Origin of the sequence: Paracoccus lutimaris, from assembly GCF_003337565.1 — a bacterium.
In the GTDB taxonomy this organism is placed as follows: Bacteria; Pseudomonadota; Alphaproteobacteria; order Rhodobacterales; family Rhodobacteraceae; genus Paracoccus; species Paracoccus lutimaris.
In genome coordinates this window covers 1-12,768 of record NZ_QPJL01000028.1, presented here as the reverse complement: position 1 = coordinate 12,768, position 12,768 = coordinate 1, and the positions used below count along the sequence as shown (strand labels likewise).

The following is a 12,768-nucleotide window of genomic DNA, read 5'->3' as shown; positions in this document are numbered from 1 at the left end:
ATCCAAAGCATTGCTGACATTGCTGTCGTGTCCAAGAGCTTCATCTCCGTGTGAGGATGGCCTGTCTATTCGTAGCCAACTCCCACCGCCGCACCGCGACGTCGCAGTAGATCGGGTCAAGTTCCACCGCGCAGCAGCGCCGCGCGGTGCGTTCCGCCGCGATCAGCTGGGTTCCAGAGCCGCAGAAGGGCTCGAACACCGGGTCGCCGGGATCGGTGAAGGCTTCCAGCACAGCCTCGACCAGCGCCACCGGGAAGACGGCCGGGTGCGATCCGGCGGCACCCAGCCCGCCCTTGTGGCGCATGATGCGGAAGACGCTGTCGGGGATGCGGTGGCTCTGGATTGCGTTGCCGTAGCCGGTCTTGCGATGGACCGTGCCGTCCGCCCCGCGCAGCCCGCCGCCGCCGAGGGTTTCGCCTGCGTGCTTGCTCTCGACCGTCTTGTTCGGCCTCCGGGGTTGGCGGTTGAAGTGGAAGACGAACTCGTGCGAGGGCGCGAGGCGGCCGTTCCAGTCGCCGGGCAGGCCGGGTCCCTGGTCCCAGACATACCAGCCGAAGCGCCGCCAGCCCTGCATGCGCATCCAGTCAACCCAGCTCTCCCAATAAGGGATCCACTCGCCATCGCGATGGACGAGGCCGAGGTTCACCAGCAGCTGGGCATCGGCGGTGACGGGAGCCGCGGCGAAGACGCCTTGCATCAGCGCATCCCAATCGCCGACCTTCTCCTTCGCCGCGCCATAGTCGCGCTGCTGGGCGTAGGGTGGGGAGGTGAACAGCAGCGAGGCTTGCGTACCGTCCATCAGTCGCGCCACGACGGCCGGGTCGGTGGCATCGCCGCAGATCAGCCGGTGATCGCCCAGCGCCCAGATGTCGCCTGCCTGCGTGATCGGCTCGGCCGGGGCGTCCGGGATTGCATCGGCCGCGTCATCGTCGATTGGCGCGCGGTCGTCGGCATCGTGCAGCAGCGCGTCCAGTTCGCCTTCTGGGATCCCGATCAGCCCGAGGTCGAAATCCTCGGCCATCAGCCCCCGCAGTTCCTCGAGCAGCAGCGCCTCGTCCCACCCGCCCAGTTCGGTCAGTTTGTTGTCGGCGATCCGATAGGCCCGGCGCTGCGCCTCGGTCAGGTGGCGCAACACGATGACCGGCGCCTCGGACAGACCCAGCCGGGCCGCGGCCAGGATGCGGCCATGGCCCGCGATCAGCTCGCCATCGGCTGCGACCAGCACCGGCACGGTCCAGCCGAACTCGGCCATGCTGGCGGCGATCTTCGCCACCTGGTCAGCGTCGTGGGTCTTGGCATTCCGGGCGTACGGCCGGAGCCGGGCCAGCGACCAATGCTCGATCCGGCCCGGCAGGAGGGGCGCGTTCATGCTGCGCTCCGCTTTGCCTTGAGGGCGTTGAAAGTTTCACCGGTCTCCGCCAGCACCGCCTCTTGGCCGGTGAATGACTGCCAGCGCTCGATGGCCACATCGACATAGGCCGGGTTCAGTTCCACGCCCAGGCAGACCCGACCCGTGGTTTCGGCCGCGATCAGCGTGGTGCCGGAACCCATGAAGGGCTCGTAGACTGCCTGGCCGGGGCTGGAATTGTTCAGGATCGGGCGGCGCATGCACTCGACCGGCTTCTGGGTGCCGTGCACGGTGTCGGCATCCTGATCCCGGTTGGAGATCTGCCAGAGGGTGGTCTGCTTGCGGTCTCCGGCCCAGTGACCCTTGCCCTTGGCGCGGACGGCATACCAGCAGGGTTCGTGCTGCCAGTGGTAATCGCCGCGGCTGAGGACCAGCCGGTCCTTGGCCCAGATGATCTGCGACCGGATGGCGAAACTCGCGGCCACCAGGCTCTCGGCCACCGTCGCGGCATGCAGCGCGCCGTGCCAGACATAGGCGACGTCGCCGGGAAACAGCGCCCAAGCCTCGCGCCAGTCGGCCCGGTCGTCGTTCAGCACCTTACCGGTGCGCTTGGTCTTCGCGGCCCCGGCTGCATTACGCCAGGAGGGGTCATATTCCACCCCATAGGGTGGGTCGGTCACCATCAGCAGCGGGCGCACATCACCCAAGAGCCGCCCGACCACATCGGCCGAGGTGCTATCGCCGCAGATCAGCCGGTGCGCCCCGAGCTGCCAAAGGTCGCCCGGCACCGACACCGGCGTGACCGGCAATTCGGGCACATCGTCCTCGCCCTCGACCGGGCCATCCTCGCCCAGCGCCTCCGGATCCCGCAACAACGCGTCGAGGTCATCGTCGCTGATGCCGAGCAGGGTCAGGTCGAAGTCCTCGGCCAAAAGCCCCGTGATCTCGTCGCGTAGCAGGGCCTCGTCCCATTCGCCCAGTTCCGTCAGCTTGTTGTCGGCGATCCGGTAGGCCCGGCGTTCCGCCTCATCGAGATGGCTGAGCCGGATCACCGGCACCTCGGTCAGCCCGAGCATGGTGGCCGCCAGCACCCGGCCATGGCCCGCGATCAGGTCGCCATCGTCGGCCACCATGCAGGGCACGGTCCAGCCGAACTTGGCCATACTGGCGGCGATCTTCGCCACTTGGTCGTCGCCATGCATCTTGGCATTGCGGGCATAGGGGCGTAGCCGGGCAATCGGCCAAGTTTCAATCTGGCTCGGCGCGAAGACGAGGTCCATGGGATGGGGCTCGGGATGTGGGGGAGGGGAAATGAAAAGGCCCGCGAGGGGGTTCCTCCGGGCACAATTCTTCGATGATCAAGGGGTAGGTCAATGGGGGCAGGTCTGTCAAGCCGAAAAGTGAAGCGGATTCAACGGCTTCAGACGAATTGGCTTTCTGTGGTGGCTTCTGGCCACCTGGCTTACCCGAAGGTGGCTTCCCTGGATTCCCGCCGGGAATCCACCCTAGCCAGATCGTGATTCCGCAAGCCGCTGATCTGACTCAAGATTTCCGGCGTCAGCGCGCAAGGTGGCTTCCGCCTGGCTTCCCCGGTGAAAACGCCTCACGCTAGCGAACCGCCGCGCTGCGCCCCCCCGCATACGTTTGGGGCCGGGGAGGAACCAGAGGAGGGGGGCACCCACCTCGTCGGTCAGTTGCCCTTGAGGAAGTCGTCGACGAACTCCGATACGGGAGTGACGCCGGTCACCAGCAGGTGATCCCTCGCCCTTGTGCAGGCGACATAGAGCAGGTGCCGTTCCGTGTTGTAGACTTCCTCGAGGTCCGCGTCGTCAGCCACTGACTCGATCCGCTCTGATTGCGGGATCACCTCGTCGTCGCAGGCCATGACCACCACTGACCGGAACTCCAGCCCCTTGGCGAAGTGCATTGTACTGATGGCGACTGCCCCGTCCTCCACTTCGACTTTTTCACTCAATTCGACCGCACGAACACCCGCGGCTTTCACGGCAAAACGCGCACGTTTCAGTTCTGCATCCGACCGGACGAAGACACCAACCTCCCGCGGCGCGCAGCCCTCTTTCAGCCGATCAGTGATCCAGCCTGCAACCGAGCGGCATTCATGATCATCATCGTTGCAGGCCAAGACCATGGGCGGAGGCCCATCGAACATGGAAACCGTGCCGCGCCGCCCTTCCGTGTTTCCGTCGACATCCGAAACAGTTGACGGCAGTAGCCGATCGGCATGTGTGCGGATCTGGTGCGATGTGCGGTAATTGATGCGCAGCGTGAAAGAGCGGCCGCGGACATCAAGGCCAAGCGCCTTCCAAGAGAAGGGCTGTTGAAAGATGCGCTGGCCAAGATCCCCGGCGAAGAAGAGACCGTCACTTCGCCCTGCTGCCATGGCGGCGAAGAACCGCGCCTCGGTCACACCGAGGTCCTGCGCTTCGTCGATCACGGCGAAGTCGTAGGGGCGTGTGCTGCCTTGGCCGAAACTGTCTGCCAGACGGCCAAAGACGTCCGACCATGTCACAACACCACGTTCCCGCAGCCCAGCACGGACGCGCTCAAAGATGGTCCACAGGGTTTCGCGCTGCTTTCCGCCGATCCGGGTCTTCCTGCCCAGCCGTGAGACGTCACGGTAATCTTCCCAGGACCGAAGTTGCCAAGCGTCCACGACGTCGGCCCACTCTCCCATCAGGAACTGCTTGGAGAACCGGTGCCCTTCGACTTCGGCCGCTGCCTTTGTGATCAGCAAGTCCAGCAGCGCTGCAGGGGCGATCTGAGGCTGCCCGAAACGTTCGGTGTGCAGGTCATACCCAACTGCCGAGACCGCCTTCACGACAATCCGCGCCGAAACCAAGGGCTCATTGCCCACGAGGCTGGCCAACTTGCTGCGCAGGGCATTCGCCAGCGGCTTGGAGAACGTCGTCAGCAAGACCTTGGCAGAAGGATTGGCGCGGGCAAGATGGACCGCACGATGCAGCGCCACGATGGTTTTTCCTGTCCCGGCCGAACCCGAAACCCGGGTCGGACCGGAGAAGGATCGCTCGACAAGGTCAGCCTGGGCCGGATGCAGAAAGACCGCCCACTTGTCCCACGGATAGTCGAGCGCCTGCTTCAGTTCTTCTGCGTTGGCCAGAACGCGGAAGCGGCGCTGGGCGTCCGGGTGAGCAAACGGATCGGCTTCGACCGGAGCAGGTTCGGGCGGTTGCGGTTTCTCGCCCACAGCCAGTTTCAGCAGAGCTTCCTGCGCCTCTTGCGGCAAGTGCTCGATGATGTCGAACAATGTGTCCTCGGTGGCCGCCCGGACGTCATTCACCCATTCCTCGGGCACGCCAAAGGCCATCAGTTCGAACTTGCGTAGATTGTCGAAAAGGCGGGCCGCGGGCTTTGTGACAGGCGCCGGTGTAGCGGCCACCTCTTTGGGCTTGAAGATTTCCACCTCTTCAACCCGCTCGCGCACCTCGACAAGCTGCATGGCGCCCGTCGTCGGGTGGCGTTCAATCTTGCGGCGTTCGGCCCATTTGTAGGCATCGTCGTGGTGATCGGCATAGACCAGTAGGATGCTGGCCGCCGTGCGATGGACGATGATCCGGATGTCGGCATTCACCCGCACCGACCAGAAATTCGTGTCTTTGGCGCGATCCAGTTTGTGGAATGACAGGCCAGGAGCCGATGGGTTTATCTGCAGGTCAAAAGCAGTCGTCTTGACAGCTTTCTGCTCCTGGGCAGTCAAGCGGCCGAGGCTGTCGGTGAATGTATCGGCGATCCGGAAGTTCATTGGTCCTCGTCGTCAATGCCGTCGTCATCATCGTCGACAAACTGGATATACCTTTCGACTTCCTCCCCAAACCGGCCCCGCTGAAGATTTAAAGGGGGTTCAGCCGATGCAATAAGAATCGCCTCTATATGGTTCAGAATTTCGTTGAGAGCCGGGGGGCGAACTGCTGCATTAAAGTCGAGTTGACCACCAGCAACGGCTGAAATGCCGAACCATGAAAACCGGCTCCATCTCTGCGCAAGGTGATCGAATCTATGATTCCTTAGTCTTACTAAGAGCCTTTGGTTGCCTGCCCCTGTTTGTCCGATATAGACAATCTTGAAGTTATCGTCATAGAGGACGTAAATCCCCCGCTGCTGTCGAAAATCAACAGACGCTGCTCCCCTGCGACCAGTCCAACCCAATAGCTGTCCACCGTTTCCCCGGCCACGACCGCCCCAGTCTACATCGTCTCTGACCCAAAAGAGTCCGTAGTTTCTTATCAGCATTCAGTCACTCCACCGCAAACACCTTCATCACCTCGTCGCCAAGGTGGTTGATAACCTTCACCGCGATCCGCCCCGACTTCGGCCGCGGGAACGGGCGCGACGTGTCGGAATACAGGCTCTCCCAAGCCTCCTCGTCGATCTCGGCCTTCAGTGTGGTCTTCAGCGCCTTGTAGGGGTCGTTGGCGCCGAGGAAATAGGCGTGGCGGACGAAGAAGGATTCTTCGTTGTAGTCGGTGTCCAGCATCCACAGGGCGATGCCGTCGGTGCCTTCGCTTTGCACCTCGCCGGTCTGGGGCTTGAACACATCCACTCCGAAGACCTGGACCTGCACCATTCCATCCCTAACATCGGTGATCCGGATGTCGGGTTCGCCGAAGATCACGAACAGGTTGCCCGCGCCGGTGGATTTCAGATCGCCGCCCATGTGCAGGTCGGGGTTCATCCGGGCCTTCAGCACGCGGATGCGGCCCAGTTTGTCGAACTCGGAGCTATGGGCGTCGTAGTTGAAGGCGCAGGCGATCAGCACGTCGAAACCGGCGTCGCCTGCTTCGCGCGCGGCGGCGACCAGGTCGGGGCGGCTGACGGTGCCGAACTCCGGCCCGATGAACACGCCCGCGCGGCGCTGGGTGTCGCCTTCCATGAAGGTGCCCTCGGCCGCGATCCAGTTTCCGGGCCAGCCCTTCAGGCTGGTGAAGGTGATCCGGTCCTCCTTGTGCGCCTGCTGCACGCCTGCGGCTTTCAGGTTTTCTAGGATCATGTGGGCGAAATCGGTAAAGTCGCGCGGGGCCTCGGTGGCCTTGCGCTTGCCCTCGGCGGCCTCGTGTGTGTCGATCAGCTCGTCGTCCCAATCGACGGCAAGGGTGCGGTGGGGTGACAGGCTTTCCACGGTAAAGGGGCCTGCGACGCGGACCTTGGTGTTGTCGGTGAAGGGTTTGTCGTAGAGGTATTCGAACTCGGCCTTCGCCGCGATGCTGGCGTCGATTTCGCGCTGGCGACTGATCCGCGCCTCCCAGAAGCGTTTCAGGGCGGCTTGCGCGGGGGCGGGCCAGCCTTGGGGGGCCTCGCGCGGGATTTCCCATTCCATCAGGCCGTTCGCGGGGGCCATCTCGCCGGAGGGGAGCTTGACCTCACCACTTGCAGTGAAGTCGATCTTCGCGCCCGCGCGGCCGCCGGTTTCCACCTTGAAGGGGGTGGGGTGGCCTGCAAGGGCCGCGTTCAGGGCGGCGATGGCATCCTCGACCACAGGCTGCATCCTATCCCAGATCACGTCGATCTCGGCGTTAGATGCGATGTTGCTCAGCATTATGTGAGGCACGCGCTGGTAAACGAATCCTTGGCGGATACTGCGGAAGGTCGGTGCGGTCTTAGGTGGTGTGCGGGTGATCTCGCCTTCCTTCTCCTGACCTTCGGGGCTATCGGCAAGGAGGTAATAGGGGTAGCGCGCACCCATAAGTCGCGTCCTAGCGAGCGCCACGGCGACGCGGGACGTGTCGATTGTAATCCAGCGCCGCCCCCATTGTTCGGCGACATAAGCCGTTGTGCCGGATCCACATGTAGGATCGAGCACCAGATCGCCTGGGTCGGTGGTCATAAGGATGCAGCGCTGAACGACAGTTGCAGAGGTCTGAACAACATAGATCTTGGAAGCCATAAAGCTGGCCGAGACGTCATCCCAACGGTTCGTTATTGCCAGAGCGGGGAAGTCATCAAGAAAGCGAACGTATCCTAACCTGGCCTGAGTGGCTTCCAGACGTCCGGCAATCTTTAGGCGCTGCATGCCAGTTTCATTGGTTTTCCATCGGACGCTCATTGAAGGCCGAAGGGTTCTGCCGTCGATGTCAACAGGAAACCAAGATGCCGCACCTTCGCCTTTCTCTCTACCCGCACTTTGCGAGGTCAAATTATCGAGCGAATATACTCGCCATTCGTCAGGCGAGCTCAGTATGTGCTCGTCACGCTCAGCGCTGAACGATTGCGTTTCGCGATACAAGTTGACCGCCTTGTTGTAGTTCGTCCCCCCCGCTTCGCCTGCTTTCTTCAGTTTCAAGACAGGCCGATACTTAACCCGTGGTTTTAATCTGGCATACCAGAGAAGGAAGTCAGTGGTTTGGCCTAGATAGTCGTCTGTCGAGCCGGATGTTTTCGCGAATCCGATCTGCGAGACAAAATTCTCATCCCCAAACACCTCATCCATCAGCGCCCGCACGCGGTGGACGTTCTCGTCGCCGATCTGCACGAAGATGCTGCCGCTGTCGCTCAGCAGATCCCGCGCCACGGTCAGCCGGTCGCGCAGGTAGGTCAGGTAGGAATGGATGCCGTCCTTCCAGGTGTCGCGAAAGGCGCGGACCTGTTCGGGTTCGCGCGTAACATGGGTGCGGTCGCCATCCTTCACGTCGCGGCTGGTGGTGGACCACTGGAAGTTCGAGTTGAACTTGATGCCATAGGGCGGGTCGAAATAGATGCACTGGACCTGACCACGCAGCCCCTCACGCTCGGCCAGCGAGGCCATCACCGACAGACTGTCGCCCGAGATCATCCGGTTCGACCAGTGCTGATCGTGCTGGTAGAACTCGGTCGCGGCCTCGGCATCGGGCAGGCCGTTGAAATCGGCGAACATGTCGAACTGCGGGGCGTCTTTGGCCGCCTTCGCCCGGTTGGCGCTTTCACGCTTCAGGTCGTCGATGATGACCTTGGGGTGGACCTTTTCCTGAATGTACAGCGGCGGGGCCTGAACGATCAGGTCGGACCAGTCCTGTTCATCCTTGCCGCGCCAGACAAGCTGCGGGTCCAGATCGCGGTTGCGGCGTTCGTAGGCGAGCTGGATCGGCGACTTGTCCTGATCGCGCATCAGGCTTTCGAACTCGGCCGTCGGGATATTCTTGCGCGTGGCGTCGTGGGTGAGGGTTTCGACCTCGATGGGTTTCTTGGCCATGGGGTCAGCCTCTTCTTCTTTGGACAGTTACTGAAAAGCCGGTCGCGCGGTCGATCTGAAGCCAGGGGGTTACCAGTGCCTCGCCCTTATCCGTCAGGTGAAACATGCCGTCGTCCATGCGAACGCATCCAGCATGATCGAGGGCCTGCATGACGGAGCGATCCGGGTGGATGAAGCCGTCGTCCAGTGGAATGCCGGTCAGTGGTATCGGTCCATTTGCGATCTGGAGGTATGCGACGAGGTAGGCGGAGCAGCGGGGACTGCGCCAATCGATGACGCGGTCGCTTTCGTACCACCAGGCTTTGCGAGCGGCTTCGCTTCGCGGTGCGGGCTCGAGCCGCTTGTTGGATGATGCTTCCGCAACACTCGGGTCGAAGAAGGAAGACCAATGATTGAGGATCTCGCGGGCGTCATGGAAGTTCATTCGATCAGGTCTCCCTGACGTGCCGGGCCCGCGCCGAGGGTTTCGAGCAGTTTGTCGAACTCCTCCTCCATCTCGTAAACCGCAGTGAACTCGGCAAACTCCCAGCGCCCGAACTTGCCGAGGTTGTTGACGCCCGGCACCCAGTAGGCGCGCATGGTGTTGGCCTTGTCCTTGGCATCCTCGCCACGGTAGCCCTTGATCTCGACGATCAGGTTCAGCGGGTCGGGCTTGCCATCGTCGACCTGCACGATGAAGTCGGGCAGGTATTTGCGCGGGGTGGAGCCGGAGAGGTAGGGCACCTCCAGCCCCAGCCCCTGGTTCTTGACGTAAGCACGCACGCGGGGGTGGGCCTCGGCCACGCGGGCGAACTCGGCCTCCCAGTCGCTGTCGCAGACGACCCAGTTGACGTGGGACTTGGTCGGCGAGGTCTGCCAGCGCAGGGCCTTGGAGGTGGTGAAATTGACGAAGGCGGTGGTGCCGGTGGGATTGTAGGCGTCGAGGATTGCCTTGATCTGGTTCTCGCCCTTAAGTGTTTCTGTAATGGCCGCCTTGATCCGTTCGGCCGCCATGTCGGCTATTTCCTTGTAGACCAGCTGTGCCGGATACGTACCGCCCGAACATTTGAGATAGCCGCCGTCCAGCCACTGGCGGGTGATGCGTTTCAGCTGACCGAAGAGATGCAGCTTCGGTTCCTCGCCGGGGTCGCGGTACTTGGTGTAGAGAAGATGCCGCGCCAGGTGGAACAGGATTGTGGACGAGCGCATGTCGTCCAGATGCTCCAGCGTCAGGTCTACACCCTCGCCGATGATGCCCTGGTTCGTGGTGGTCGAAGGTCCAAGCAACTGCGGCGTAAGTTCCAGAACGTGATCAGGACCGAAGTTGGCTTCGAGCCGTTCATCCGGCAATTCTACCCGATAACCTTCGACACGGGGGAAGGTGATTTCCAGCGCGTCGCGATCAGGCTTGACCGCATGGACGCGGACAGTTTCGCGCGGGGCCGCAGGGGGCGAAATCACCGGCTTTGCTGTGAAGTCGAAGGGGATGCCCAGAACATCGGCATATTCGACGTTGAAGAGTCCCTGGTCGTTCAGCTCGTACGACTGGCGGCGCAGCGCGCGGCCGATCACCTGTTCGCACAAGAGCTGCGTGCCGAAGGCGCGCACGCCAAGAACGTGGGTGACTGTGTTGGCGTCCCACCCTTCGGTCAGCATGGAGACCGAGACCACGCAGCGGATCTGTTCTCCGAGGCGGCCCTTCTTGCCGACGGTGTTCATGACCTCGCGCAGCAGGGTGGATTCGTCGATCTTGTCGCCTGCGGTGATGTCGCCCGTCCGCTCGACCATCTCGCGCTTGAACTGCTCGATTTCGACGGCCGCCATTTCGCGGAAATCCTTGTCGAGCGCCTCGCCGGATTCAAGCTGCGCGCTGTCGATCAGGATCGTGTTCGGCCGCGGCATGCGGTTGCCGAAGTCGTCGTAGTTCCGGAACAGGGCAAGGCGGCCATTCTCAAGGGTGGTCTCGGTGCCGTCGTCGCTGACCCGATCAAAGCCCGAGATGTACTTGTAGATCAGTTCCGACGTCGCCGTATTGTTGCAGACGACGATGAACACAGGTGGAACGCCGATCCCCTTGTCCTGCCAAAGCTGGAAGGTCTTTTCGTAATGGCCATAGAGGGCTTCCAATGCGGTCAACAGCTCGACCGGCAGGCTGAACGGATCAAGCGCCTTGCCTGCCGCACGTCCCTTCTTAGGGAGCTTCTTGCCGATGTGGTCCCAGAGGTTGCGGAACTTTGGCGTGTCGCCGCCCGGCACGTTGTCGGCGATCGGCACGCGCGGCAACTTTACGATCCCGCATTCGATGGCATCCATCAAAGAGAAGTCGGACATCGTCCAGGGAAAAAGGGTGCCCTCGATATATCCCGAACCTCGAAGGAAGAATGGCGTTGCCGACAGGTCGTAGACGAGGCTGATCCCGAGCTTCCGCTTGACCGCTTCGAGACCGGAAATCCACATGCGGGCGGCCTCGTTGTTCTCCTTGGCCTCGCTTTTCTCGTCGCCCTTCAGATCTTCCTCAGTCTCGCCGACGGCGTCCTTTACCCGCTCGCGATAGCAGTGATGCGCCTCGTCGTTCAGAACGACGATATTCTTCTGGCCCATCAGGTCTCCCATGACCCTCTGGATCATCTCGCCTTCGGTCTCCAGTGTCTGAACCTTGTCGCCGCGCCAGCCCTCGAGCGCCTGTCGGGTTCCCTTGGCGATGACAAGTTTCTCACGCAGCTTGAAGGCGTGATAGTTGGTGATCACGATCTTTGCAGCCTGAATATCGCGCAGCATGTCGGGCGGTGTGATTTCGCGCGAGCGGTAGTAGCTTTCAGGGTCGTTCGGCAGCAGGACACGCAAGCGGTCCCTGATGGTAATGCCCGGTGACACGATCAGGAACCGGCTGGAGAACTGCTTGCTGTTCGGGTGACGCACTGCGTTGACTGTCTGCCAGGCGATGAGCATCGCCATGACGGTGGTCTTGCCCGCCCCGGTCGCGAGCTTCAACGCAAGGCGCATCAGTTCGGGATTGGCCTGCTCGTTGGCCCCCTTGATGTGTGCCCAGAACTTGGCGACGCGCGGCCCCATCTTCGGCGCGACCTCGGTCAACCAGATCGCGGTTTCGACGGCTTCGATCTGGCAGAAGAAGGGTCGGACGCCCTCGAATTTGTGGTGCCGCCAATGTTGCAGCAGTCGGGCTGTTTCCGGTGTCACGAGCCACTGGTCAGGGTTCGGAAGATTGCGCCACGTTTCGACATATCCCCGAACCTCGTTGATGATCGGGGTGGGGTTGTACTCCTGATCTGCGGTCGAAAGATCGTCATCGGCGCCGAGCAGCAGAGCGCCCTGCTTCTGGCTTTGCCGTTGCTTTTTCGTTTTGGGGACCGGCGTAATCAGGTCTGAGCGGCGCCTGGTCTCGATGATGCGGTTCGTCGGCTGACCGTCTGTGTCTAGTTCCCAATGGCGGCCGGGGTATTCGTAGGGGGAATTCAGGATCGGCTTTTCGAAGAACTGTTCAGACATTGGGGGAGTCCTTTGCAGCGTTCCCCTTCACCACCGCCTTCTGTTCGTCGATCCACTGATCAATATCGTCGTGCTTGAACCGCCATTGGCCCCGAACCTTGAACGCCGGGATCTGGCCTGTTTGCGCCATCGTGTAGACAGTCTTCTCTGCAACCTTCAACAAAATGGCGACCTCTGGCAAAGTGAGAATGGGGTCCGTCATGGACCTGCTCCTTCTCGAATGTGATGAGGGGAAGGGTGCCAGACTTTGCCAAACATTACTAGGACATGATTGCTACAGGTTGCGCGCAGGCCAATCAGTTTCTTCGAGCCTACGATCCCCTTACCTCAGCCACGGCCGGACCCTCGGCATTGCCGCCGTCACCTCAACCTCCCGCAGCATCCCGCCTGCGATCAGCCCCTCGCGTACCCAGCCCAGCGCCTGCCACCAATCGTCATAGCCGCGTCGGGTGGCTTCGATCTGCTGTGGATGGGGAGAGAAGGTGACCGGGCAGGCGAGGATGTCGATGGTTTTCCATGTAGCACGGGCGCCCGGGCCACGCACCCGGATGCGCTCCGTCCCGACGACGATGGCGCCTGCGTGCGTGCCGTGCTGGTTCTGCTTCACGATGGTGGGCACGCAGCGCGGGACGGCGCCGGGCATCCAGTCGGGCGTCAGCCCGGCGCGGGCCAGTTCCGCGACGCGGATTGCCATGCGCTTGCCGCCGAGGCTATCGGGGATTCCGGCGACGGT

Annotated in this window: 8 protein-coding genes and 1 pseudogene; all 9 read right to left on the bottom strand. The window is 62.2% G+C overall.

The features are described 5' to 3' along the window. Positions 1–40 precede the first annotated feature (40 nt). Positions 41–1,369: a site-specific DNA-methyltransferase gene (locus DFP89_RS17290; RefSeq protein ID WP_114350628.1), complete on the bottom strand. Its 1,329-nt coding sequence runs from the start codon at positions 1,367–1,369 to the stop codon at positions 41–43. Next, a complete protein-coding gene (locus tag DFP89_RS17285) occupies positions 1,366–2,628 on the bottom strand; it encodes a site-specific DNA-methyltransferase (RefSeq protein ID WP_114350627.1) in 1,263 nt (420 codons plus the stop codon). The genes DFP89_RS17290 and DFP89_RS17285 overlap by 4 nt, the downstream gene beginning before the upstream one ends. 410 nt (positions 2,629–3,038) lie before the next feature. After that, entirely contained in the window at positions 3,039–5,129 is a 2,091-nt protein-coding gene (locus DFP89_RS17280) for a 3'-5' exonuclease (RefSeq protein ID WP_114350626.1), read from the bottom strand. Next, a complete protein-coding gene (locus tag DFP89_RS20170; protein WP_147273343.1) occupies positions 5,126–5,617 on the bottom strand; it encodes a GIY-YIG nuclease family protein in 492 nt (163 codons plus the stop codon). Before DFP89_RS20170 ends, DFP89_RS17280 begins: the two co-directional genes overlap by 4 nt. Before the next feature lie 4 nt (positions 5,618–5,621). Beyond that, complete coding sequence (locus tag DFP89_RS17275; protein WP_114350625.1) at positions 5,622–8,549, bottom strand: site-specific DNA-methyltransferase; 2,928 nt, start codon at positions 8,547–8,549, stop codon at positions 5,622–5,624. Between the two features lie 4 nt (positions 8,550–8,553). Further along, a complete protein-coding gene (locus tag DFP89_RS17270) occupies positions 8,554–8,973 on the bottom strand; it encodes a hypothetical protein (protein ID WP_114350624.1) in 420 nt (139 codons plus the stop codon). After that, positions 8,970–12,035 (bottom strand): BPTD_3080 family restriction endonuclease, encoded by a 3,066-nt coding sequence (locus DFP89_RS17265; protein ID WP_114350623.1) that lies wholly within the window; start codon positions 12,033–12,035, stop codon positions 8,970–8,972. Before DFP89_RS17265 ends, DFP89_RS17270 begins: the two co-directional genes overlap by 4 nt. Then, positions 12,028–12,237 (bottom strand): methylation-associated defense system helix-turn-helix domain-containing protein MAD1, encoded by a 210-nt coding sequence (gene mads1, locus DFP89_RS17260; protein ID WP_101922923.1) that lies wholly within the window; start codon positions 12,235–12,237, stop codon positions 12,028–12,030. The genes DFP89_RS17265 and mads1 overlap by 8 nt, the downstream gene beginning before the upstream one ends. Before the next feature lie 120 nt (positions 12,238–12,357). Then, positions 12,358–12,768: pseudogene (locus DFP89_RS17255) on the bottom strand (hypothetical protein); the annotation flags it as partial.

Excerpts from the sequence above, each read along its gene's own strand:
- DFP89_RS17290 (WP_114350628.1), bottom strand. The coding sequence starts at position 1,369 with ATGAACGCGCCCCTCCTGCCGGGCCGGATCGAGCATTGGTCGCTGGCC.
- DFP89_RS17285 (WP_114350627.1), bottom strand. The coding sequence starts at position 2,628 with ATGGACCTCGTCTTCGCGCCGAGCCAGATTGAAACTTGGCCGATTGCC.
- DFP89_RS17280 (WP_114350626.1), bottom strand. The coding sequence starts at position 5,129 with ATGAACTTCCGGATCGCCGATACATTCACCGACAGCCTCGGCCGCTTG.
- DFP89_RS20170 (WP_147273343.1), bottom strand. The coding sequence starts at position 5,617 with ATGCTGATAAGAAACTACGGACTCTTTTGGGTCAGAGACGATGTAGAC.
- DFP89_RS17275 (WP_114350625.1), bottom strand. The coding sequence starts at position 8,549 with ATGGCCAAGAAACCCATCGAGGTCGAAACCCTCACCCACGACGCCACG.
- DFP89_RS17270 (WP_114350624.1), bottom strand. The coding sequence starts at position 8,973 with ATGAACTTCCATGACGCCCGCGAGATCCTCAATCATTGGTCTTCCTTC.
- DFP89_RS17265 (WP_114350623.1), bottom strand. The coding sequence starts at position 12,035 with ATGTCTGAACAGTTCTTCGAAAAGCCGATCCTGAATTCCCCCTACGAA.
- mads1 (WP_101922923.1), bottom strand. The coding sequence starts at position 12,237 with ATGACGGACCCCATTCTCACTTTGCCAGAGGTCGCCATTTTGTTGAAG.